Source organism: Streptomyces sp. NPDC054883 (assembly GCF_053610645.1).
The window spans coordinates 83,569-106,643 of the sequence record NZ_JBSGYT010000004.1 but is presented as its reverse complement, the minus strand read 5'-3'; the positions used below and the strand labels follow the sequence as shown (position 1 = coordinate 106,643).

General features: G+C 70.9%; 20 protein-coding genes. 8 read left to right on the top strand and 12 right to left on the bottom strand.

Annotated features, from left to right (window positions below; all coding sequences use genetic code 11):
* Positions 1 to 152: 152 nt before the first annotated feature.
* Positions 153 to 632 carry a MarR family winged helix-turn-helix transcriptional regulator gene (locus ACWGH1_RS05095; protein ID WP_453356300.1) on the bottom strand — a complete coding sequence of 160 codons (480 nt, stop codon included), beginning with the start codon at positions 630 to 632 and terminating at the stop codon, positions 153 to 155.
* A 211-nt stretch (positions 633 to 843) separates the two neighbouring features.
* Here ACWGH1_RS05095 and ACWGH1_RS05090 point away from each other — a divergent pair, with 211 nt between their 5' ends.
* On the top strand, positions 844 to 1,974 hold the full coding sequence (locus ACWGH1_RS05090) for an NADH:flavin oxidoreductase (RefSeq protein ID WP_453408437.1): 1,131 nt from the start codon (positions 844 to 846) through the stop codon (positions 1,972 to 1,974).
* Between the two features lie 159 nt (positions 1,975 to 2,133).
* On the opposite strand, the gene ACWGH1_RS05085 is transcribed toward ACWGH1_RS05090, so the two are convergent.
* The 5 genes from ACWGH1_RS05085 to ACWGH1_RS05065 all read right to left on the bottom strand — a co-directional run bounded on the left by ACWGH1_RS05085 (position 2,134) and on the right by ACWGH1_RS05065 (position 7,395).
* Complete coding sequence (locus ACWGH1_RS05085) at positions 2,134 to 3,642, bottom strand: DUF4246 domain-containing protein (RefSeq protein WP_453355153.1); 1,509 nt, start codon at positions 3,640 to 3,642, stop codon at positions 2,134 to 2,136.
* A 138-nt stretch (positions 3,643 to 3,780) separates the two neighbouring features.
* Positions 3,781 to 4,764, bottom strand: coding sequence for a DMT family transporter (locus ACWGH1_RS05080; RefSeq protein WP_453355152.1), 984 nt, complete (start codon positions 4,762 to 4,764; stop codon positions 3,781 to 3,783).
* 80 nt (positions 4,765 to 4,844) lie between these two features.
* Entirely contained in the window at positions 4,845 to 5,609 is a 765-nt protein-coding gene (locus tag ACWGH1_RS05075) for an ArsR/SmtB family transcription factor (protein WP_453355151.1), read from the bottom strand.
* Positions 5,610 to 5,761: 152 nt separating this feature from the next.
* Positions 5,762 to 6,406, bottom strand: a complete 645-nt coding sequence (locus tag ACWGH1_RS05070; protein ID WP_453355150.1) for a dihydrofolate reductase family protein — start codon at positions 6,404 to 6,406, stop codon at positions 5,762 to 5,764.
* Positions 6,407 to 6,741: 335 nt separating this feature from the next.
* Complete coding sequence (locus ACWGH1_RS05065; RefSeq protein ID WP_453355149.1) at positions 6,742 to 7,395, bottom strand: maleylpyruvate isomerase N-terminal domain-containing protein; 654 nt, start codon at positions 7,393 to 7,395, stop codon at positions 6,742 to 6,744.
* Between the two features lie 832 nt (positions 7,396 to 8,227).
* Here ACWGH1_RS05065 and ACWGH1_RS05060 point away from each other — a divergent pair.
* Positions 8,228 to 8,650, top strand: a complete 423-nt coding sequence (locus ACWGH1_RS05060; protein ID WP_453355148.1) for a hypothetical protein — start codon at positions 8,228 to 8,230, stop codon at positions 8,648 to 8,650.
* 297 nt (positions 8,651 to 8,947) lie between these two features.
* On the opposite strand, the gene ACWGH1_RS05055 is transcribed toward ACWGH1_RS05060, so the two are convergent.
* Positions 8,948 to 10,138 (bottom strand): ALF repeat-containing protein, encoded by a 1,191-nt coding sequence (locus ACWGH1_RS05055; RefSeq protein ID WP_453408436.1) that lies wholly within the window; start codon positions 10,136 to 10,138, stop codon positions 8,948 to 8,950.
* Positions 10,139 to 10,401: 263 nt separating this feature from the next.
* On the opposite strand from ACWGH1_RS05055, the gene ACWGH1_RS05050 reads away from it, so the two are divergent.
* The 3 genes from ACWGH1_RS05050 to ACWGH1_RS05040 all read left to right on the top strand — a co-directional run bounded on the left by ACWGH1_RS05050 (position 10,402) and on the right by ACWGH1_RS05040 (position 13,000).
* Positions 10,402 to 10,830 carry an ester cyclase gene (locus ACWGH1_RS05050; protein ID WP_453355627.1) on the top strand — a complete coding sequence of 143 codons (429 nt, stop codon included), beginning with the start codon at positions 10,402 to 10,404 and terminating at the stop codon, positions 10,828 to 10,830.
* A 555-nt stretch (positions 10,831 to 11,385) separates the two neighbouring features.
* Positions 11,386 to 12,390, top strand: coding sequence for a UDP-glucose 4-epimerase GalE (galE, locus tag ACWGH1_RS05045; protein ID WP_453357521.1), 1,005 nt, complete (start codon positions 11,386 to 11,388; stop codon positions 12,388 to 12,390).
* A 187-nt stretch (positions 12,391 to 12,577) separates the two neighbouring features.
* Complete coding sequence (locus ACWGH1_RS05040; RefSeq protein ID WP_453408435.1) at positions 12,578 to 13,000, top strand: hypothetical protein; 423 nt, start codon at positions 12,578 to 12,580, stop codon at positions 12,998 to 13,000.
* A 292-nt stretch (positions 13,001 to 13,292) separates the two neighbouring features.
* Here the strand turns inward: ACWGH1_RS05040 and ACWGH1_RS05035 are convergent, their stop codons facing one another.
* Entirely contained in the window at positions 13,293 to 15,464 is a 2,172-nt protein-coding gene (locus tag ACWGH1_RS05035; RefSeq protein ID WP_453355308.1) for a hypothetical protein, read from the bottom strand.
* Positions 15,465 to 15,954: 490 nt separating this feature from the next.
* On the opposite strand from ACWGH1_RS05035, the gene ACWGH1_RS05030 reads away from it, so the two are divergent.
* Both ACWGH1_RS05030 and ACWGH1_RS05025 read left to right on the top strand, forming a co-directional pair.
* Positions 15,955 to 16,710: a beta-phosphoglucomutase family hydrolase gene (locus tag ACWGH1_RS05030; protein WP_453355307.1), complete on the top strand. Its 756-nt coding sequence runs from the start codon at positions 15,955 to 15,957 to the stop codon at positions 16,708 to 16,710.
* Positions 16,707 to 19,061: a glycoside hydrolase family 65 protein gene (locus ACWGH1_RS05025; RefSeq protein WP_453355306.1), complete on the top strand. Its 2,355-nt coding sequence runs from the start codon at positions 16,707 to 16,709 to the stop codon at positions 19,059 to 19,061. Before ACWGH1_RS05030 ends, ACWGH1_RS05025 begins: the two co-directional genes overlap by 4 nt.
* Before the next feature lie 17 nt (positions 19,062 to 19,078).
* Here the strand turns inward: ACWGH1_RS05025 and ACWGH1_RS05020 are convergent, their stop codons facing one another.
* From ACWGH1_RS05020 to ACWGH1_RS05010, 3 genes are all read right to left on the bottom strand, one after another.
* Positions 19,079 to 19,531 (bottom strand): DoxX family protein, encoded by a 453-nt coding sequence (locus ACWGH1_RS05020; RefSeq protein ID WP_453355305.1) that lies wholly within the window; start codon positions 19,529 to 19,531, stop codon positions 19,079 to 19,081.
* Between the two features lie 304 nt (positions 19,532 to 19,835).
* A complete protein-coding gene (locus ACWGH1_RS05015; protein WP_453408434.1) occupies positions 19,836 to 20,504 on the bottom strand; it encodes an HAD family acid phosphatase in 669 nt (222 codons plus the stop codon).
* A gap of 182 nt (positions 20,505 to 20,686) precedes the next feature.
* Positions 20,687 to 21,466, bottom strand: a complete 780-nt coding sequence (locus ACWGH1_RS05010; RefSeq protein WP_453408433.1) for an NAD(P)H-dependent oxidoreductase — start codon at positions 21,464 to 21,466, stop codon at positions 20,687 to 20,689.
* Positions 21,467 to 21,606: 140 nt separating this feature from the next.
* Between ACWGH1_RS05010 and ACWGH1_RS05005 the strand changes: the two genes are divergently transcribed.
* Positions 21,607 to 22,455 carry a helix-turn-helix transcriptional regulator gene (locus tag ACWGH1_RS05005; protein WP_453408432.1) on the top strand — a complete coding sequence of 283 codons (849 nt, stop codon included), beginning with the start codon at positions 21,607 to 21,609 and terminating at the stop codon, positions 22,453 to 22,455.
* Positions 22,456 to 22,569: 114 nt separating this feature from the next.
* Here ACWGH1_RS05005 and ACWGH1_RS05000 read toward each other — a convergent pair whose 3' ends face one another.
* Positions 22,570 to 22,884 carry a hypothetical protein gene (locus tag ACWGH1_RS05000; protein ID WP_453357203.1) on the bottom strand — a complete coding sequence of 105 codons (315 nt, stop codon included), beginning with the start codon at positions 22,882 to 22,884 and terminating at the stop codon, positions 22,570 to 22,572.
* Positions 22,885 to 23,075 lie beyond the last annotated feature (191 nt).

Genomic DNA, 23,075 nt, shown 5'->3' with positions numbered 1-23,075 from the left:
GGGTTGCTGCCGTCCTCGTCCTTGAGGACCTCTCGGTCGCCCCGATAGGCAGCTGCCCCACAGGTCAGCCGCCCTCGGGCGCCGGCCTGCCCGGCCGACTCGAATGGGCAGCCCGACAGATCCGGTCCTCCCGGGGGCGGGCGGCGGCCCTCCTACGGCGCGGGCGCCGCGGGTTCCTCCGGCACCGGGGGGTGGCACGCGGCGCGGGCGTCGCGCTCCTCCGTGCGCGGCCAGTGCCGTCCTTCGAGGGCCTCGGCGCTGCGGTTGAGCCGGACCAGGACGTCCTCGAGCTCCCGCACCTCCTCAGGGGACCAGTCGGCGACCACCCGGGCCAGGCAGGACCGGTTGACCTCACGGTCTCCGGCGAGCCGGCGGCCGCCTTCGGCGGTGATGCGCAGCTTGCGGGCCATGCCGCCGTTCGGGTCCGCGACGCGCTCGGCCAGTCCGCAGCGCAGCAGTGCGGCCGTCTGGCGGTTCACGGTCGAAGTGTCGAGCCCGAAGGCCTCTGCCAATTCCCCGATGGACATGGGTCCTTGCGTCTCGATCCGGCTGAGCAGCAGGTACGCCGACCGCTCCAGGCGTTCGGGGTCGCGCTCGCGCCGGGCCAGCACCTGGTGCCGCGAGAGCAGCATCAGCTCCCGCTCCAGTTTCTCCAGCACTGCGCCTCCCACTCCTTCCGGCGCTCCAGTATCGCGGACCCGAGGACCGGCGGACCTCTGCAGGGACGGTCTGCGGACGGCTCGGCGCGAGGACCGGCCGGCAATATGCATGATACATAACATGTGTACTATGCACTCCTGGTTGTCACCCCGACGAGCCACAGCTTCAACCCGGAGGACCCGCATGACCGTCACCACGTCCACCGCCTCCCGCGCCGCCGAGATCCTGTCCCGGCCCGTCACGCTGAACGGCCTGACCGTCCCCAACCGCATCGCGATGGCTCCGATGACGCGGATGTTCTCCCCCGGCGGCGTGCCCGGCGAGGACGTGCAGGCGTACTACGCCAGCCGGGCCGCCGCGGGGGTGGGCTTGATCGTCACCGAGGGCACCTACGTCGGTCACGAGTCCGCCGGGCAGAGCGACCGGGTGCCGCGGTTCCACGGCGAGGACCAGCTGGCGGGGTGGGCGAAGGTCGCCGCGGCCGTGCACGAGGCGGGCGGCACGATCGTTCCTCAGCTGTGGCACATAGGCATGGTGCGCAAGCAGGGCGAGGCACCGTACGCCGACGCGCCCGCCGTCGGCCCCTCCGGCATCCGCGTCGACGGCACCGAGGGAACCGGCAAGGCGATGACCCGCGCCGACCTCGACGAGGTCATCGGCGCGTTCGCCGACGCCGCCGCGGAGGCCGAGCGGATCGGCTTCGACGGCATCGAACTGCACGGCGCCCACGGCTACTTGCTCGACCAGTTCCTGTGGGAGCGGACCAACCGCCGCACCGACGCGTACGGCGGCGACGCGGTGGCCCGCACGAAGTTCGCCGCGGAGATCGTGGCGGCGGTCCGCGAGCGCGTCCCGGCCGACTTCCCGGTGATCTTCCGCTACTCGCAGTGGAAGCAGGAGGCGTACGACGCCCGGCTGGCGCAGACCCCGGAGGAGCTGGAGGCCATCCTGGCCCCGCTGACGGCGGCGGGCGTCGACGCGTTCCACGCCTCCACCCGGCGCTACTGGCTCCCGGAGTTCGAGGGCTCGGACCTGAACCTGGCGGGCTGGACCAAGAAGCTCACCGGCCGGCCGACCATCACCGTCGGCTCGGTCGGCCTCGACGGCGACTTCATCCGCTCCTTCGTCGGCGAGGGTGCGGCGCTCGGCGACATCGACAACCTCCTGGAACGCATGGAGCGCGACGAGTTCGACATGGTCGCCGTCGGCCGGGCGCTGCTCCAGGACCCGCAGTGGGCGGCGAAGGTCCTCGGCAACCGCTTCGACGAGCTGAAGCCGTACGACCCGGCGGCGCTCAAGTCGCTCAGCCGGTAGCCGGTAGCCGGTTCGGCTACCGGAAGCCGGCAGCCGTCCGGACGGATGATCCGAGGAAGCCCCGTGACGTCGGTGACCGACGTCACGGGGCGTTCGCGTCCCGGTCAGCGGGTCAACCCTGTGCGGGCATTCTCACGACCCAGGCCCGGCACACCAGGTTCAGTGCTCGCAGAGCGAGAATTCTCGTTCGTAGAGCTGCTCGTTGTGTTCGTCGACGAAGAACTTGCGTTCCTGCATGAGTTGTTCGCGGTAGTCCTTGGCCTGTTCGAGCGTCATGGTCGAGGTGTCGGACCACGGCTGTTGTGGCGGTACATCGGATGTCGAGACGATCATTTCCGACGGGTCGACCAGGAAGAACGCGAGAATCTTGCGATATCCCGGGCGGGTGGGGTCCGTGAGACGGAACGAACCGACGCGGTGTTGCAGGATGTTCGGAAACGCCAGGCAGCGACCCGCCGGGGTCGACGCCGAACCCAGCACCTGGTTCAGCGCGTCTTCGTTCTCCAGGCCGTAGACCTCACGAACGCCGTTGTCGTCGTTCTGTTCGTAGTGCGGGTCGTCCAGGGCCGCCCGGAAACTCAGCCGGCTTTCGGTGATGTTCTCGCTGTCCCAGTAGGAGATGGCAGTCGAGACGATCCGCTCGTTCAGCATCCCCTCGACGTGCCAGGAACCGCCGGGGTACTCGGGCTTGTCCGGGGTCAGATGAATGGTGGCGAGCTTGACGATGACCTGGAGACGGCGGCCGCGCAGGTCGACTCGGGCGGATTCACCCGGCAACTCGGGCGGGGTGAAGGCAGGGGCGTCCGGGATGACCGGGCGACGGCTTTCCCACCAGTCGTCCTGCGCCTCTTCCCACGCATCGAGGGCTTCTGCGTAAGCCCCTTCATCGCTGTAGGAGGATTTGTTCGGGTACTCCGGCTGCGAGTCGTACCACCCGTAGGGATCGGCCTCGATCCGCAGGGGCCGCGGATGACGCAGATCGGTGAGCACGTTCTCCAGCAGGGGGCGCACGCATGCGAGCAAGTCAGGCAGGACCGCAGCCAGTTCGCGGTGCTTCTCGGGGTGCACGTTGTTGACGTACGAACGGAAGGTGACATCACCGTCGTCACTGATGTCTACGTCCGTGGGCAGCCACTGGAACTTCTCCGAGAATTCGTACTTCGAGTAGCGGTCCGCCGGGTTCTGCCAAGCCCGCTCGGGGGCTCCGCTCACCTCTCTCACCAGGCAGAACAGGGAGGGATGAACCAGATCCAGCACCTGGCCGTCGGAACCGGGATGCCAGTCTTGTTCCGCTTCGGGGACCTGCTCCAGAACCCGAACCGCCTCGCGCAGCCGGGACCTGAGCTCGTCGTCGACCAGCGTGTCCGACTGCCACACTCCGTCAACGGCGGACACCTCGATGCCGGTTCCCGCGTCCCGCAGCCCGGCGTAATGCCGGAGTTCGGCAAGCACGTAACGAACCTGTGCTTCGGTGAGGCCCTGGGCGACCGCTTCCTGGGTCCACCTGGCGACGATGCCGGCATCGTTCATCTTGTCGAACCACCCGGGCTTCGCCCGAATGAGTGCGCTGCACTGCATCATCTGGAGTTCCCGCAGCGTTCGGGGTGTCGCGAACGATATCGAACGAGAAGCGTGGAAGGGCAGCGGGAAAGCAGACAGGCCAGTCAATTCTCTTGGTCTCCCCGGTCGGTGTGCGGTGGCAGGAAGGATACGTCAGCAGACTGACACCGCAGCCGTGGTCTCCGTCATCGCCGGCCCGGGAGGCGGGACTGCGAGGAAGTCGTGTCTTTGCCACCAGGGTGGCGGTCAGGACCCGGCACGGGGACCGCCGGCGGTACGGGCGCCTCGGTCAGGCCCGCACGGCGCGGGGTCGACCGTCTCCGACGGTGCGGTCGAACGAGGCCGGTAGCGGGAGACCGCGACCCCGGCCAGGCAGAGCACTCCGCCGAGCAGGGACAGCCAGCCGGGCACCTCACCCAGGAGGGTCCAGCTCAGCAGCACCACGATCGCGGGGACGGCGTAGGTGGTGGCACCGAGTTTGCCGGCGGGTGTGCGCGCCAAAGCGTAGGTCCAGGTGATGAACGCGAGGGCGGTCGGAACCACGCCCAGGTAGACCATGTTCAGCGTCGCGGAGAGCGGCGCCCTCGGCAGCTCCGTGACCAGCTGCCCTGCGAAGGGCAGGCAGGCCACGGCACCCGTCATGCAGCTGTAAGCGGTGATTTGCAGGGGTGTTCCGAAGGACAACGCGGGTTTCTGCGAGACGACACCGGTTGCATAGGCCACAGCTGCGAGCAGGCACAGCACCACGCCGAGCACCGAGGTCGACGCGCCGCCACCGGAGGACATGGACAAGCCCACGACGACCGCTCCGACGAACGAGACGGCCATGCCGGACAGCAGGCGCGGCGGCAGCGCCTCCCCCAGGAGACGGGCGGCGAGCAGGGCCATCAGGATCGGGCCGGTGTTCACCAGCAGGGAAGCCGTACCGGCGTCGACCAGTCGTTCCCCCCAGTTCAGGGCGACCGTGTACCCGCAGAACCACACCACGCCGGAGATCAGGATGCCCCGCCAGGCCTTACGCGGCGGCAAGCCCTGGCGGCGGATCACCAACAGGGCGGCGAGTACCGCCGAACCGGCCAGCAGACGGCCGAGGGCCAGGGCCCCAGGGGAGTAGGCGGCGCCCGCGCTGCGGATGGAGACGAAGGCGGACGCCCAGGCGAACACGGTGAAGGTCACGGCGCCGACCGTGACGGCGCTGTGCGACATGCGGCTCGGGCGCAGGGAGATCATGTGTGCACCCTACCTCAGAACATTTCGGTGAGTGCCGAAATGTTGGGCACCTCCCGGGCCCTTCCGCGCACTCCCAGCATTCAGTTCCAGTCGTCGGGAGTGATTCCCAGCAGATCCCGCAAAGCGCGCTCACCGGCGGCGGTCACCTCCAACGCCCGCCCGCCGCCCGCCGGTCGCACCACCCACCCACGGTCCAGCGCCCGCGCGCACAGTCGCGCCCCGGCAATGCCACCCAGGTGACGACGGCGCTCCGTCCAGTCCAGGCAGGAACTCGCCGCCGGCCTTCGACCCACGGGTGCCAGGGCCACACCCGCCTCGGCGCACCACCGCCGACCGGCCTCCGTCAACTCGAAGACGCCCTCCGTACGGAGCAGCCCTCGGCGCTCCATGGCGTCCGTCACCGCCATCCCCAGGCGTCCCGCGAAGTGGTCATAACAGGTGCGGGCCCGAGCCAGTGGGTCGGGCGCCGTGACCACGGGCACCGCGTGCGCCGCGTCCCGGTCCGGAACCGCATGCGAGGCGACCTCGTCCAGGAGGCGGGCCGTCGCGGCGTCGGCGATCCGTACGTAGCTGTGCCGCCCCTGCCGCTCGGTCACGCAGAGACCCGCCTCGGTCAGACGGATCAGATGGCCGCTCACGGTGGACGGCGCGACCGAGGTGATCCTGGCCAGCTCCCCCGCGGTCCAGGCGCGCCCTTCCAGTAGCGCAATGCAGATGGCGGCCCGCGTCTCGTCGGCCAAAGCCGCGGCCAGAGCCGCGAGGCGCGCGGCCGGGGCGGTGGCCTCCGCGGGTGTCCCGGCGCCCGGCGCTCCGCTGCCCGGCGTGGAGGCATGCAAGTCGGTCATGCCTCCAAGGATGCACCATCGCTTCGGTCATCGACGAACGATAGGCCCGGGGAGTGCTGCTCGGACTCACCGGTTGGTTCCCGCGGCGAAGCGAGCCGTTGCCGCGTCCACGGCACCGGTGCAGCCGTCACGTTCGGCGGCGCGGGGTGACTTCACCCGTCGCTCCCGGCACCGCGATCGGGTGCGCTCATGTCTCCCGTGGCGGGAGTGCCGTCGGCGAGCCCGTAGCGCAGGTACACGGTGCCCTTCGGACTGGTTGCCGGGGGCGCGAGGAGGCTGAGGTTGGTGGGCACCGCGCCATCGTCGAACACCTTCTTCCCGACACCGAGAACGATGGGGTGAACCCAGAGATCGAGGCGGTCGAAGAGCTTCTCGCGCAGGAGGCTCTGCACGAGGTTCAGGCTCCCGACGACCTTCACGTGTTCGTGGCGGTCCCGGATCTCGCGCACCGCTGCGGCGAGGTCCGGACCCAGCTGCGTGGACCCGGCCCATGAGAGGTGAGGCCGACCGCGCGAGGCCACGTACTTCGGGACGCTGTTGAAGAGCGTGGCGATCTCGTTGTCCCGGCCGCCGTCCTGGTGTGGCCAGTAGGCGGCGAAGATGTCGTACGTCCGCCGGCCGAGCAGGAGTGCGTCCGTGCCCTCGTACGCGGCACCGACCTGCGCACCGGCGACCTCGTCCAGCAGGGGCGCCTGCCAGCCGCCGAACGGGAACCCCACGGGGTCCTCGTCGGGTCCCCCGGGTGCCTGTCCGACGAGGTCGAGGGTCGCGAACATCTCGATGTGGATGACGCCCATGACTTGCTCCCGGTGAATCGGCTGTAGTCCGTCAAGAGATAGACCTGCGGGTGTCCCCGAACTCATCGCCACGCCGGAACCCTGGCTCACCACACGACCCGGGCGTGCGACGGGACGAGGGCAGGTCCTTGACAGTCCTGCACGGAGTGCCGGACGACGCGCCGCGACCGGAGCCGGGGAACCTGTGGTGCGGCGCGCTGCTCGCCGGGTGTCGGCCGGACCCGGCCCGCGAACAGCGACGGCATCCCGCCCTCCAGCAGGAAGTGGCGCCCTCGTGTGCGCCAGGCATTCTGAGTGGCACGGCCGGCCCGGCCCGGGGCTGGGCGTGGAGCGCGTCAGCCCAGGATGAACGGGAGACCAGCCGCCATGGTTTCCAGTTCGGCCCTCTCCGCTGTGGTCGGGGCGCGCCGTCCCGTGCCGACCAGCAGGGCGTCCGCGTCGGAGAAGGACGCGGGGAAGGTCGCGCCCGCGATCCTCTCCAACAGGGCGCGCGACCCGGCGAGGCCCTCGGAGGGCGGCTGCGTCCCGGCCGGGAGGTGAGCGACCAGATCGAGGTGGTGCAGCGTCCACTCCAGGACGTACGCGTGGAGGTAGTCGCCGACGGTGAGCACCTCGTCGCGGGTGGCGACCCGGGCCGCGGGGTCGGCGAGTCCGGCGGCGCGGCCGGCGGCCGAACCGACGTCGTCGAGGTGGAACCTGAGCAGCCACGGCTCCTCGTACGCGGCTGCGAGGCGGACGGTCAGCGCGTCGAGCGGGTCCTCGCCGGTCGGTGCCTGGACGAGGTTCCAGTAGGTCGCCGCGTTCCTGGTCGGTTCCGGGCCGGCGGGGGTGGCGAGGGTGATCAGGACGTCCTGGGCATCGATGACCAGGTGGCACACCAGGTCACGTACCAGCCAGCCGGCGCAGCCGGACGGCCGGGAGAAGTCTTCGTCCGGGAGGGCGGCGACCGCTGCGCGCAGCGCGGCCCAGGAGCGGGAGAAGAGGTCCACGACCGCAAGCTAGCAGGCGACGGGCTCAACGGCGGGCCGTCCGCTTCCGGATGGTCGCCGGGCCGACGGCCAGGAGGAGCGGGGCGGCGGGGACGAGGCCGCCTCGGCGAGACGGTCGGCCAACAAGTGAGGGACGGGTTGGTCGTCATCGGCTGGAAGACGCAGCAGAAAGCCGAGCGGAGGGGCCACCGTGCATCTGGTCACCCGGCCTCGGGTCCCACAAGAACCCGGGACGCCTCCCCCGGAGACGGCTCACCCCGGCCACCGCCGTCCCGCGGGTACAGCGGCGTCCCGGCGTCGTCCCCCGTCAGGCGACCCCCGGCGGCGACGGCCCGGGGCCCGCCGGCGCCTCGTACGCCCCGGCCGGCACGAGCGCGCTGCGGCGCACGGAGGCGTCCGCCACGTTCTCGTACAGGGCGCCCCCCAGGCGGCCCCCGGGTACCCGCCGTGTCAGGCGCTGCGTCCCGGACCGGCCCGGTCCCGGCCGTCGACGACTTCCGCCCGTCAGGGAGCACCGCACTCAAGCCCGCTCGCGCCCGGCGAGCGTCATGGACCGCTGCTTCGCCGGGGGGGCCTTCAGAGGAAGTTCTTCTCCACCAAGAGGCGCACGGCGTCCGGGACCGACCCCGCCGCAGCCCTCACCACCGCGCAAGCCGCCCTCAGCGCAGCCCGTGAAAGGGGCGACCAGCTCCAAGTCGGCTGGGCCCTGGGCTACGCCGCCGGAGCACTCCACCGGCTGGGACGCACCGAAGAATCAATCACCCGACTCCGAGAAGCAGCAGACCACCTCAAAGAGCTGACCTGCCCACCGAGCCGGCTCGCCGAACTGACCGTGCTCAACACCCTCGGCCAACATCTGCGCCACACCGGCCGCGCGCAGGAAGCCCTGACCATCCACCGACGCAGCGAAGCCATCTGCTGCGCCGGCGTCCCCGGAAAGCCACGGGAACTGATCGGCCTGTACCTCGCGGTGACCCGTCAGCACATCGGCAACGACCATGCCGCGCTGCGCCGATGGCACATGGCCGAAGACCCCCTGCGCTATGCCCTCACCCACTTCGAGGCGGCACGGATGCCCGCCTGGAGCGAACCGGTCCGCCTCGACCTCGGAATCGTCCTGCGCCACCTCGCCCGGTACCAAGAAGCCCGCGAGACTCTGACCGCCGCCCACAACGCCCTGGTCCAGCTCAACGACCCCCGCCGGCTCGAAGCCCTCAAGGAGCTCCAACCCGTTGCAGGCGACACCACTGGCTGAGGGGGAAGGGTCTCAAGGGCGGCTCGCCCGTCAAGGGCTGCTCCGGGTATGGTCCGTTCAACGGACCGGCCTTCGGCCGGGAGCACCTGTCGAATGGCGGAGTCCACCGATACGCGTCCGGAGAGGTACAGCGGCCTCGTCCCCTGGCCGCCGACCTCTACGCGAGCGACGCCGGATCCTAGCGCCGGATTTGCCGTCAGGAAGGCCGCCCGGTACAGACGCCCCCGTCCTGCCGCAAGGCAACGGGGGCCGGCCGCGGCAGCGCGCGGCCGGCCCCCGAAGACGGGTGCTACCGGGTCAGCCCGAGGAACCGGCGCGGCGCATCCGCGCGGCGAGCAGGAGGCCCGCGCCGGCGACCAGCGCGGTGCCCGCACCACCCGCGAGCAGAGCGGAGTCACCCGCGCCGGTGCTGGCGAGGGGGGCACCGCTGCCGCCCTGGGGAGTGACGGCCGCGTTGCCGGAGGTGGTTCCGGAGCCCGTACCGGGGTTGGTGCCCCCGCCGGCCCCGGAGCCCGAGCCGGAGCCCGTGCTGCCGTGGCCCTGCTGGTCCTTGTTCTTGTCGTTCTCCTGCTGGGTCTTCTTGTCCTTGGCGCGGGCCTCGTGCTGGCCCGTCTTCAAGAACTCGGCGCGGTCGGCGGCGGTACCCGCCAGCGCGGCGCGGCCGGCCTTGACCAGTTCCGGACCGCCACCGTCGATGATCTTGGCGATCGCGACCCGGTTGTCCTGGTCGCGCAGCTCGTACTGGGTCACCTCCAGGAAGTGGCGCAGCTCGGCCGGGGTCGGGGACGTGTTGAGGAGCCTGCTGATGGCCTCGCTCAGGATGGGGCCGTCCCAGCCCTCGTCGATGCGGGCGAGTTCGACCCGGTCGTCCGAGGCCTGCGCGAGGTACCGCCCCGCCTTGAGGAAGGCGACGCGGTCGGCGGGAGTGCCCTGGAGCGCCTTCTTGCCCGCCTCCTTCACACCGGGGCCACCGGTGCCGATCAGCCTGGAGATGTCGACCTTGTTGTCGTCATCGCGCAGCTCGTACTGGGTCACCTCGTAGAAGTGGCGCAGCTGCTCCAGAGTCTGCTTGTCGCTCCGGAAGAGGTTGTTGATGCCTTCCCTCAGGCCGGGTCCGGCGCCGTTGGTGAGCCTGAGGATCAGCACCCGGTAGTCGTCGAGGCGGATCGTGTGCTGATCCGTCTCGATGAACTTGCGCATGGCCGGGGGGCCGTCGGCTATGGCCTTGTGGCCGGCCTCCTTCATGTACTCGCTGGCCATCGGTTCGGCGATGATCGCGAGGATGGTCTCGCGGTCCTGTTCCGCCTGGTCCTTGTCGGACCGGCCCTTGTCGGCCTGGTCCGGCGCCGCCTGGTCAGGTGCGGTCGGAGAGGTCGGATAGGTGGATGCGGCAGTGTCCTTGCCGGCGGCGAACGCCGGTGACGCGATGAGGACGGCCGGAGCAAGAGCGGCAGTGGTGACCGCCGCGGCGATCCGGGACAACTTCACAGACAAAACCCCCTGGAAAATGTACTTATGAGGATGAGACTCGCCGGATGCGCCGATGGTTGTACGACGCATCGAGAAGCGCGCATCCGCACCCGGTCGCACCACCACCCCACCGCCGCGTCACGGCGACATTGCGCGGTTCCGCCGCGGAAGATCAGCGTCATCGAGAGGGGCCGCGTCTCGCCCCTCGCCGCGTCGCGGGCCAGCCGGGGCACCCGTCGCATGATCGCGCCCGACCAGTACCCGAGGGGGAGAGAGTGGCCGTGAGCACGGACAACAACAAGCAGTGCGTACGGGGGTTCTTCGCGGCGGTCAGTGATCGCCGGGCCGACGACCTCGAGCAGTTCATGGCAGCGGACGTCGTCGACCACAACAAGATCATCCATGGCGAGGCCGACGAGCCCGGGTCCGCGTTCGACGGCATCCGCAGCCAACTCGCCGCCTTCGACCCGCTCACTGTGCAGGTTGAAGAGCTCATCGCCGAGGGCGACCGCGTCGTCGCGCGCGTCGTGCAACGGGGCACCCACGGGGGCAACCACCCCCGGATGCCCCAGCCGACGGGGCGCGACTTCGAGGTCGAGGCGATCTGGATCTTCACGCTGGCGGACGGGAAGATCGCGGAGATCCGTGCGGTCAGCGACCGGCTCGGGTTCTTCCTCCAGTTGGGCTGGGACTGGCCCCGGGCCGCTTGATCCGCGGCGGACCTGAGGTGGGGTGGTGTGAGCGGGCATACGATCGCTCGTTGGGGCGTGACCCGGCCGGGCGTCGGGCGCCTGGGATCTGCACCACCCGCCGGTGCACGGGCTGCTCGCCGAACTCGCGGCGAGTACGACGACGCGTTGGGTCACGGCGGGGCCGCGCTGTCGAGGCTGCTTCTGCTCGCCCACGCCGCCCCGTAGTGGGTGTGACGGCCAGCTCCCGGGCTGGCCGGGCGGCGGCCCTCCGCCACCCCCGTCCCGCTGGGTGAGGGCACGCGGCGCTCCGACGCGTGCCCTGAACAGCGTTCGGAGCGGCCGGAGTGCTGCGGATCCCGGCCGCGGCGGCTCGCGGGTCACCAGCCGGGTCGTCAAGGAGGTCTACCGGTCAACGTGCAGTTATCCGCAGACTTCTGCCGCAGCGGGTTCCACGCGCAGGGCGAACGCTCAGCTGCATGGCTTCCTCCGCTCGCCGCTGATCAGCCGATGATGCCCCGCTGGGTTCTCCGTTAGCCTGGCGTCGATTGCCACTGGGGCTCCAACGACCGGGAAGTGAGCATCTTGACAACCGTCCTCATCGCCGGAGGAGCCGGCTACATCGGTAGCACCGTCGCCTCGGCCTGCCTGGACGCGGGCATCACTCCCGTGATCCTCGACAACCTCGTCCGGGGCCGCCGCGAATTCACCCGGGGCCGCACCTTCTACGAGGGCGACATCGCAGACGGCGAGCTGATCGACAGGATCTTCTCGGTGCACCCGGACATCTCCGCCGTAGTGCACTGCGCCGCCCTGATCGTGGTGCCGGAGTCCGTCGCGGACCCGATCGGCTATTACGAGGCGAACGTCAGCAAGAGTCTGGCCTTCGTCGGCCACCTCCACCGCAACGGCTGCGACCGCATCGTCTTCAGCTCCTCTGCCTCTGTTTACCGGGCCGAGGACGGCTCCCCCGTCAACGAGGACTCGCCGCTGGCCCCGCAGAGCCCCTATGCACGGACCAAGGCCGTCTGCGAGGAGATGTTCGCCGACATCGCCGTGGCCGGGCCGCGCGTGCTGTCGCTGCGGTACTTCAACCCGGTCGGGGCCGACCCCCGGCTGCGGACCGGTCTGCAGCTCAAGCGGCCCAGCCACGCCTTGGGCGTGCTCATCAGGGCACACCAGGAAGGCCGTCCCTTCCCGATCACGGGCACGGACTACCCCACGCGCGACGGCACGGGCATCCGGGACTACGTGCACGTCTGGGACCTCGCCGCGGCCCACGTCGCGGCGATCGAGCGCTTCGACTCCATCCTCACCGACTCGAAGCGGTCGGTCGCGATCAACCTGGGTACAGGCTCCGGCACCACCGTCCGGGAACTGTGCGACGCGTTCAACCGGGTCGTCAGTACGCCGCTGGCCACCGTGGACGCCGACCCGCGCCCAGGGGACGTGGCAGGCGGCTACACCAAGAGCGACCGGGCGGCCGAACTGCTGGCGTGGGCACCGACCCTGTCCCTGGAGGAGGGCATCCGGTCCGCCCTGGAGTGGATCCCGGTGCGCGACGAGCTAATTCAGGACTGACCCGCTCTCCTCACCTTTCCGCTCCTCCCGCCGTCGCCCCTCCGCACGGACGGGCCGGTCGGGTGGGCGTGCCATCCCCGGTGGAAGGTGACTGCCGCGCCAGGGCCGTTGACAGTGGCGGGGGTTAGCGTGGTCGGTGCCGGTCGTAGGCGGTCGGCACCGAGCAGGACGACCTGTGGGGGGAACCATGAAGTACACGTACACCGCCGGCAAGGCCCTCGCGACCGTGGCGATGGCCTCGGTACTGGCGCTGCCCGCGGGGGCGGCCCAAGCCGCCGCGGATGACGAACTGGTGGGCTATCCGGGTCCGGACGGGCTGATCTGGGTCCCGGCGCAGACCGGCTCGGGCGGCTTCGTCTCGGGCGGGCTCTACGCCGGCCTGGACACCTTGATCACCGTCGGCTGCGAGGGCGGCGGCAGCATTCAGGTGACCTTCCGCGTCGACGAGGAGCCCGAGGCCCGGGCACCCTTCAGCGTGGACTGCCCATCCGGCACCCCGGCCCGCGTCACCGTCCCCCTCGGCACCGGCCTGCACGGCGGCTTCGGCGCCGTCGTGACGACCTCGTCCCCGTCCATACGCTGGGGTGCCGCTGTCATCCAGCCCGAGTAACCGGCTCGCACCGGCCACAGCGCCCGTCAGACCTGGTCGGCGACATGACGGGCGCTGTGTCGCAATCCCAGCACGGCCGGAAACCTCCGCCGCCCGGAATCGTGGCGAGGAGACCCGTCCCCACCCGTGAGGGCGTCGGAAAGCCGGCTCACGCCGAAAGGCCTCCGGCCGTCCCGCGTACAGGCGGGACGGCCGGAGGCCTCGAGTCGGTGGCGAGGAAAGCGAAGGGACTAATTTCAAGGAGTGTGGAGAAGGAAGCCCCTTCATGGCCTCGCCACGGTCACGTTAGCACTCAGGCGGGGATCAGGTCGCGCAGGTTTTCTGGAGTGACGATCCGCGACCGCGGGTGGAGTCCGGCGGGGCGCTCCAGGCCGATGTAGGTGACGGGCCCCGTCGGGACCGTCTTGCCGTCCCACTCGGTGACCGTCGTCGCGCTGCCGGTCATCAGCTCGGTGAGGTAGCGCACGGTGAGCTGCTCGCGCTCGACGATGCCGCGCAGCAGCGTCGCGACCGTCGCCCGGTTGCTCTCGACCCTGTTCGACGACGGGGCCCCCTTCAGGTACAGGTTCAGCCACTTGGCGCGCCACCTGCCGTCGGGCCCGCGCAGGAAGACCAGGGGCAGGGCGACCCGGCCCGGACCGCGCAGTTCCGACTTCATGCGTACCGTGCGCGGCTCGAACGGGCGTCCCTTCTGCTCGCCCTCGCGCAGCATGAACCCGAAGAACGACTCCGCGACCTCCTCGAAGCCCTCTCCCGAGAAGATGTTGACCTGCGGCACGACGCAGGCGGCGCGCACAGCGCCCAGGCGCAGGTTGATGAACTCCGAGGCTCCGTCGGGGGCGTCCGTGATGTCACCGGAGTGCTCGCCCTCGACACCGCGCAGGTTGGTGTACGACAGCCAGGAGGCGGTCGAGTAGTCGGCGTTCAGGAGCGCCGCCGACAGGTCGTAGTCGGTCGAGCGCTCGCTCTGCTTCCAGTACACGAAGAAGCGCAGCAGCTTTCCGTCGACGCGGGACACCGAGCCGCGCGGCAGCACACCGAGCCCGGATGCGGTGGCCTTGCCGCTGAGCGGCAACGCCACGTCCAGGACCTCCGGGTCGATCAGCAGGTGCTCCGCGGCCGGCAGCCGGCGGCGCAGCTCCGTGTCGAGCGCGGCGATCAGTCGCTCGCGCTCGGGCGCGAACACCGGGCGGCGGATGTCGTCGGTGACCCAGGCCCGGCCGAGGCGGTTGACGAACACGCGCTGCTCGCCGGTCTCCTGCTCGCGGTTGTGCAGGTGCTGGCGCACCGACAGCAGGACCCGGCCGGATACGTCGGGAACGACCTGCTCGGCGGCGGCCACGACGACGTCGCGCTCGTCCTGGGTGGAGGAGTCGCGCAGCAGCTGGTCCACGGAGCGGAAGAGTTTGCCGGGCGCGGCCTTCAGCAGCTCGACCGCAGCGGTGGTGTCGCCACGGGCGAGCAGCTCCTCGACCCTGCTGTCGAGGGAGCGCGCCGTCTTCTCGCCGCGGGCGACGGCGAACACGTCGGCCGCGTGCGGCCACTGCGGGTACTCGTGCGGGTGCAGCCGCTCGCCGAGCCGCTTCCACATCTCGCGGTGGGCGGGCACGTCGGCGAGCTTGGCCGGCGCCGCGGCGACGACCGCGTCGAGGCCCGCGAGCAGCGCCCGGCGCACCGATCGGGGCAGGGTGCGCAGCCGTGTCGGCTCCCGCAGGGTCAGGTCGCCGCCCAGGAGCGCACAGGCCAGGCGGAGCACGTCGGTGACCGTGTCCAGCAGCAGGCCCGCACCGGCCATGAGCCGGGCCTGGTTGACCACGGCCCGGTTCTCCCGTACGGGGATCTCCGCGGGCTGCGGCCCGTCGGCGCAGTGGCCGGCGAGGTCGCTCAGGTCGCGCAGGCCGTCCTCGCCGAGAGGCGTGGTGCTGCCCGTCAACGCCGAGTAGAGACGGGTGATTTCGTCATCGAGGGTGCCGCCCAGGTGCAGGACCGTCATACGGTCTCCCGCCGCGGCGATCAGCTCGTCGTGGTGGGCGAGCATCTCGGCGTAGGTGTGCCGGTGGTTCCCGTACGACGGGAGGCTGAGCAGGTTCACGACACCGGTGCTCAGCTGCTCCAGCGTGCTCGCGCGCGTGGTGTCGTCGGCGAGCGCGTCGGCGATGCACCGCGTCCAGAAGTCGAAAGTGTCCGGGACGTTGGCGGGGAAGTCGATGAAGTACACGTTGTGCCGGACGTGGTCGCCGACCATCTCCCGGACGGCACCCAGGGTCCGTACGGCGGTCTCGACGACCGCACCCTCGGAGAGCCCCGACAGCTGCGCGAGCAGCTCGGCCGAGAGCTTGAAGCCCGCGGACATCAGCGCGGAGTCGAACTGCCGCGCCGCGACAGCGCCTTCCCCCACGGGTCCGGTGGGGCAGGGGATACGGTGGGTGTGCCGGATGACCAGGGGTTCGAGTCGGTGGACCATCCCGGGATGATCCCAGGGCGGGGCGAGCGGCCGCACCCGGTTTTCGAGACCGCAGCACGCCCGTGGGACCGGCGCTCTGCGGGCCGTCGGCACGGACCGCTCCGGCATCCGCCGAATGATCCGCCTGGAAGCCGTCTGCCGCGCCCGCCTACGGGCCCGCTGCTTGACTGCCCGGTTGGCCCGTTCGGGGCGTGGAAGCTCAGTGGACCGACCACCGGCGCGGTCCCGCCGTGCTCCGGCGCCGGGCGGGAATCGGCGGCGGTGTCCTCGCGAGGCGGGTTGCGTGCAGCGCCGTCCGGGTGGTGTCGCCCGTTCGCCTCCGTCAAGGGCCGGGCTCGATGGGGAGGGCCTGTTGTCCTGCCTGGTCCGTCCCACGGCCGTACGTACGGCCCCGGGCGGGCGGTGCGGGACGGCTCGGCCACTGCGCGCGGAACCCCGACACGGCGATCACAACCGTCTCAGCGCCGCGACACGGGGAAAGGTTGGCCGTATGACAACAGAGCTCGGTCTGCCCGAAGAAATCCAGGCGTGCCTGTTCGACCTCGACGGGGTCGTCACCAAGACTGCCGTCGTGCACGCGGCCGCCTGGAAGGAGACGTTCGACGCATTCCTGCGCGAGCGCGGGGGAGAGGGCTTCCGGCCCTTCGACGCCGTCGCCGACTACGACGAGTACGTCGACGGCCGGCCCCGCGCCGACGGGGTCCGTACCTTCCTCGACTCCCGCGGCATCCGACTGCCCGAGGGCAGCCCGGACGACCCGCCGGACGCCCAGACGGTCAACGGCGTCGGCAACCGCAAGAACCAGCTGGTCCTGGAGAAGATCCATGACCAGGGCGTGGAAGCGTACGACGGGACGTTGCGCTACATCGAAGCGGCCCGGGCCACGGGCCTGAAGACGGCGGTCGTCTCCTCCAGCGCGAACACCCGGGACGTGCTGCACTCGATCGGCGCGGAACACCTCTTCGACACACGTGTCGACGGGGTGGTCGCCGCCGAACGCAAGCTGCCGGGCAAGCCGCACCCCGACACGTTCCTGTCGGCCGCCCGCGACCTCGGCGTCGACGCCGAGCACGCCGCTGTCTACGAGGACGCGCTGGCCGGCATGGACGCGGGCCGCTCCGGCGGCTTCGGATTCGTCGTCGGCGTCGACCGCGTGGGCCAGAGCGACGCGCTCTACGCTCATGGCGCCGACGTGGTCGTCAGGGACCTCGCCGAGCTTCTCCGGGAGCGGGGAGGCGCCGCGTGATCACCCACCGCTCATACACCGTCGAACCCTGGGCCGTGCGGGAGACCGAGCTCGATTTCGATGTCCTGGCGCAGAGCGAATCCGTGTTCGCGCTGTCCAACGGACACGTCGGCTGGCGCGGCAACCTCGACGAGGGCGAGCCGCACGGACTGCCCGGCTCCTACCTCAACGGCGTGTACGAGGTGCATCCGCTGCCGTACGCCGAGGCCGGCTACGGCTACCCCGAGTCCGGTCAGACGGTCATCAACGTCACCAACGGCAAGATCGTGCGGCTGCTCGTCGACGACGAGCCGTTCGACCTGCGCTACGGCCGGCTCGTCTCGCACGAACGTGTCCTGGACCTGCGCGCGGGAACGCTCACCCGGACCTGCGAATGGGTCTCCCCCGCCGGCTCCCGCATCCGGGTGCGCTCCACCCGGTTGGTCTCCCTCACACAGCGGGCGATCGCCGCTGTGGCCTACGAGGTCGAGGCCGTGGACCGCCGGGCGCGGGTGGTGATCCAGTCCGAGCTGGTCTCCAACGAACAACTCCCCGAGTCCGACGGCGACCCGCGTGCGGCGATGGCGCTGCAGGCAGCACTGGAACCGGAGGAGGACTTCGCCGCCGACAGCCGGCTGCGCCTCGTCCACCGCACCCGGCGCAGCGCACTGCGCGTGGCCGTGGCCGCGGATCACGTCGTGGACGGCCCCGAGCCGACCACGACCGCGAGTGAGAGCCATCCCGATCTGGCCCGGCTGACGGTCACCTCGGTCCTGGAGCCCGGGCAGCGGCTGCGGGTGGAGAAGGTGACCGCCCACGGCTGGTCCGGCGTCCGCTCGCTGCCCGCGATGAGCGACCAGGTCGACGCGGCGCTCGCGGCCGCCGCGCGCGGCGGCTGGTCGGGACTGCTGGACGAGCAGCGGCGGTACTTGGACGATTTCTGGGCCCGTGCCGACGTCAAGGTCGAAGGCGACGAGGAGATCCAGCAGGCCGTACGGTTCGCCCTCTTCCACGTCCTGCAGGCCGGCGCCCGCGCCGAGCAACGGGGCATCCCCGCCAAGGGACTGACCGGCTCCGGCTACGACGGGCACGCCTTCTGGGACACCGAGATGTTCGTGCTGCCCGTGCTCACCTACACCGCGCCGCAAGCGGTCGCGGAGGCACTGCGCTGGCGGCAGTCGACCCTGCCCGCCGCGCGCGAGCGCGCCGCCCAGCTCGGCCTGTGCGGCGCGGCCTTCCCCTGGCGGACCATCGAGGGGCAGGAGGGGTCGGCGTACTGGCCCGCCGGCACGGCCGCGTTCCACGTCAACGCCGACATCGCGCACGCCGTGACGCGGTACGTGGCGGCGAGCGGCGACGAGGAGTTCGAGCGGGACACCGGGGTGGAGCTGCTGGTGGAGACCGCCCGCCTGTGGCATTCGCTGGGCCACCACGACCACCACGGCGCCTTCCACATCGACGGGGTCACCGGGCCCGACGAGTACAGCGCGGTCGCCGACGACAACACCTACACCAACCTGATGGCCCGGGCGAACCTGCTGGCCGCCGCCGTACTCGTGGAAAAGTATCCGAAGGAGGCGGAACGGCTCGGCGCCGGTGAGGAGGAGAGCGCCGCGTGGCGCGACGCCGCCCATGCCATGAACATCCCCTACAACGACGAGCTCGGGGTCCACGAACAGCACTCGGGCTTCACCCGCAACCAGCGGTGGAACTTCGCCGGCACCCGACCCGACCAGTATCCGCTGCTGCTGCACTTCCCCTACTTCGACCTGTACCGCAAGCAGGTGGTCAAGCAGGCCGACCTCGTGTTCGCCATGTACACCTGCGGTGACTGGTTCGACGAGGAGCACGTCGCCCGCAACTTCGCCTACTACGAGCCCCTGACCGTGCGGGACTCCTCGCTGTCGGCTTGCGTCCAGGCCGTGATCGCCGCTCAGGCGGGTCATATGCGCCTCGCCTACGATTACGCGTCCGAGGCCGCCTTGATGGACTTGGAGGACTTGGAGCACAACACGCGCGACGGGCTGCACATCGCCTCTCTGGCCGGCACGTGGATGACGCTCGTCGCGGGGTTCGGCGGCACCCGCCGCATGGGCGGAGACCTGCGGTTCGCCCCGCGGCTGCCGGAGAGGTTCAGCCACCTCGCCTTCGCGCTGCAGTTCCGCGGCCGACGGATCCGGGCGGAGATCGACCGGCAGAGTGCCACCTACACGCTGCTGGAGGGCCCGGCTCTGACCATCCACCACCACCGCGATCCGGTCGTGCTGCGCCCCGACACCCCGACGTCCCGCCCCATCCCCCCGCTCAGGCCGGGTCCGGCTCCCGAACAGCCCCCGCACCGCCGGCCGAACGCCCACCACGGACGCGGGTGAGGGCCGAGGCCGTGGGGCTACCGGTCCGGGGTCGGTTCACCCCGGACTCGGCGCCCTGATTCCAGGGGCGGTGGGGAGGCGAGCGACCGGCCCCACGCAAGGGCGCCCGGGCCGGTGAACACCAGCAGCAGGAAGACCCAGCAGAACATCGCGGACGCCTCGCCGCCGTTTTCCAGCGGCCACAGTGCGCGCGGCTGGTGGACCGTGAAGTAGGCGTATGCCATCGAGCCGGACGCGAGGAGGGCGGCCGTACGGGTGCACAAGCCCAGGACGATCAGGCTTCCGGCGCCCAGTTGGATGACGGCGGCGTACCAGCCGGGCCACAGCCCGAACGGGATCGTGCCGCCGGTGTGTGCGCCGCCGAGGACACCGAAGAGGGCGGCGGCTCCGTGCGCGGCGAAGAGCATGCCGGTGACCATCCGGAATGCCGCGACGGCGTACGGGCGGTACCGGTCGAGGTGTGTGGTCACCGGGCTCCTCTCCTCGTGGGGCCGCCGGTGCGCAGACCGGACGAGTGCGGCTCCACCGCTTCGGGGAGGACCGCGGCGGGATCCTCGGGAAGACGCGTCGTGGTGGGGGGGACGGCGGTTCGGGCATGGCATGGTGCGTTTTCGGCGGAGGTCAGCGTCTGGCAGTCCGCCTTCGCCGGCCAGAAGGAAAGGTACCGCTCGCCGGTGGCCGTCGACGGGTCCGGCGCGCGGCGGCTTCAGCGTTGTCGGAGCGCCCGGGCCCGTCCCGTACGCGGGCGCTCCGCCTCCCTGCAACGCGGGTACGTCAGGAGAGCTTGCCGCCGTAGTCCGGGAGTTTGAAGGTGCGTTCCGCGTGTCCTCCGACGAGGTCGCTCTCGTTGTTGCCGATGTTGGCGATGATCGTGTAGCCGCGGTTCTCGATCTCGGTGCGCTTGGCCGTCTTGTACGCGCTGACCTCACTGAACAGGTTGGGCAGGTCGCGTACGTAGAGCCCCGATACCGGGTAGCCGACGGAGGTCAGGTTGCGTTCGGTGAGCGAGTGGAGGATGCCGGGGCGGGCGGTGACGAAGAAGACGGCGACGCCGCGCGCGTTCGCGTACCGGGTCAGGTCGAGAACGGGGGCGATCGCGGGGGTGGGGCTGGTCCAGAACCAGTGGAAGTCCGTCTCCAGCGAGGAGTTGTCGATGTCGAGGACGATGGCGGGCTTCTCGCCGGCGGGGGAGGAATCGAGGCGCTGCTCGACGTAGGGCCGGGCGGCGGCCATGACGGCGCCGACGTCGCGTTGCCAGGTGGCGTAGTCGATGCCGAGGATCGCGGCGTTCCCGCCGGGCGCCCAGGTGGTGACGGCGGCAGGGGCCGGTACGGGCGCCCTCGTCACCGCGTTGGCGGCGGTGGCCGGGGCCAGGGCCAGCACGGCCGCGGCTGCTGCGGTGCCCAAGGCGGTGCGGGCTCTGCGTGTGGGGGTCACAGTCACTCACTCCTGGTGGAGGTTGGCATGTACTCGAAAAGAATCTGCCGGCTCTCCCGTGATTTCTACTGGTCGGTAGGTAATTTCTGGCAACCGTCGGGTGAACGGGCAATCGGAAGTGTCCGGGCGACGGGCCCGGCCCGGCGGGGGCCCGGCGACCGCCGGGCAGCCCGCGGTCGCCGTTGGAGTCAGCCGCGCACGTGCAGCCCGAACCCCGCGCGGCCCTCGCGCTCCAGTCCCTCCCTCAGGTGCAGGGAGGGGATCTCGTAGTCGCCGAAGTTCTGCCGCCGGAACGGGATCGGCTCGGTCGACTCCAGGGTGCGCAGGCGCTGCTCCCAGGCCTTGGCGATGTCGGGGTAGTCCTCTCGGGTCATCCGGTCGGTGCCGTACAGCACGAACGGCGGCAGCACCTCGATGCCCGGGTAGTAGAGGATGCCGTGGTGGATCGGGAACAGCAGATCGTCGATGGGGCCGTTGATGCCGCGAGCGGCGTAATGAGACTCCAGGCCGCCGGCGGTCACCGACAGCAGGGCCCTCCTGCCCGCGAGGGTGCCTTCGCCGAAGCGCTCGCCGTACCGGGTGTCGCTGTGTTCGCCGACTCCGTAGGCGAAGCGGTAGGTGAACACCCGGTCCACCCAGCCTTTGAGGATCGCGGGCATGGTGTACCACCACAGCGGGAACTGGAAAATGATCGTGTCCGCCCACAGCAGCTTCTCCTGCTCGGTGAGGACGTCCGGGGTGAGGGTCCCGGCGTCGAAGGCCCGGCCCGAGTCCAGGGCGACCTTCAGCGGAGTCGAGACGTCGGGACCGTAGTCCGCGGCGTCCACGACCGCCTTCCAGTTCATCGCGTACAGATCACTCACTTGTACCTCGTGCCCGGCGGCCTCCAGCGTGGACACCGCGAGGTCCTTCAGCGAGCCGTTGAGCGACTTGGGCTCAGGGTGGGCGTAGACGATCAGCGTCTTCATGGGAACTCCTTCTCATCGGGTGCCTTCGATCCTGGGCGGCGTGGCGCCCTGCGTTCAGGGGCTCCTCTTCCGTCGGACGGGACTTCCTGGTACCGGCAGGACCACCTTCACGGGCCCCGGCCGGCGCCATACTGATGACCATGGACGATCTTGCAGGCTTCCTCCGGACCCGGCGTTCCCGGGTCGACCCGGCAGCCGTCGGCATCCCCACCGACAGCCGTCGCCGGGTCGAAGGACTGCGCCGCGAAGAGGTCGCGCACCTGTCCGGAGTCAGCGTCGACTACTACGTGCGCCTGGAGCAGGGCCGCGCGACCCAGCCTTCCGAGCAGGTCCTCGACGCGCTCGCCCGCGTCCTCGGCCTCGACGCGACCGAACGCGGGCACCTCTACCGGCTCGCCCGGCAGCGCCGCCGCCGCGCGAGCGCGCCGGGCGGGCGGGTCCGCCCGGAACTGCTGCGCGTCCTCGACCTGGTGGCCGACGCACCCGCGCTGATCATGGACTGCCGACTGGACGTGCTCGCCGGGAACCGCCTCGCCGGGCTCCTGTTCGGCCGGCCTGTGCCGGGCCTGAACATCGCCCGGCACGTCTTCCTCGTTGAGGGCGAGCGCGGCCTTTATGCGGAGTGGGAGGAATGCACCCTCGACGTGGTCGGGCACCTGCGCCTGGCCGCCGGCAAATACCCGGGGGATCCTCGCCTGGCGTCGCTGATCGGCGAGCTGGCGATGGGCAGCGAGCGCTTCCGCCGGCTCTGGGCCCGCGCGGACGTGCGCGCCCGCACGCATGGGCGCAAGGCGTACCGGCACCCGTTGGTCGGCTTGCTGGAACTGCACCAGGAGAACTTCTCGCTACCCGACGAATCGGGCATGGAGTTGCTGGTGCTGTCCGCGGCCCCCGGCAGCCCTGCCGAGGACGGGCTGCGCCTGCTCGCGGGGCTGGGCGCGGACATCGGAGACGCGCATCGCACAGTGAACGCTCGGGTACGCGAATAGCTCCCCGACGCACCCCACCGCCGGGGATGGGGCTGCAGGCCTCTCGCTGTCGCCGCGGCCGTCATCACCCGTCGGCACCGCTGTGCGTGGTGACGTTGTTCCCGGCGCTCGGGGTCAGCCGGTCTTGGGCACGGCCTGGACCGCGAAGGACGAGCTGTTGTCGGCCGTGCCGGCGTCGCCGGCGCCGGTGATCGAGGCGTGGATCGTGCCGTTGCCGGCCCGCGCCACGGTGGCGCGGTACGGGATCTGGTTCGTCTCGGCGGCCATGACGGTTCCACCGGTGCACCGGAAGCCGGCCGGGCCGGAGGCCGCGCAGGTGAAGCCGCTGAACGTGCCGGACTCCGGAGGCCGGCGCAGCGTGAGCGGTCCGGTGACCCAGAGCTCGATGACGGCGTTCTTCACCTCCGCGCCGCGGTTGGCGTGGGACACCCAGTAGTTCCGGTTGGTGCCAACGACGGCTTCGCCTCGCCGGAGATCGGCCCGACGGACAGGGCCGCCGTCCCGGAACCCTGCTTCGACGGGTCCGTGGGCTCGGCACAGACCCGGTCGGACCGGCTGACCGCCTCGAACCGGGTGCCGATGCCTTCCGCACGGTCGACGGTTTCGATGACCTCGCGATA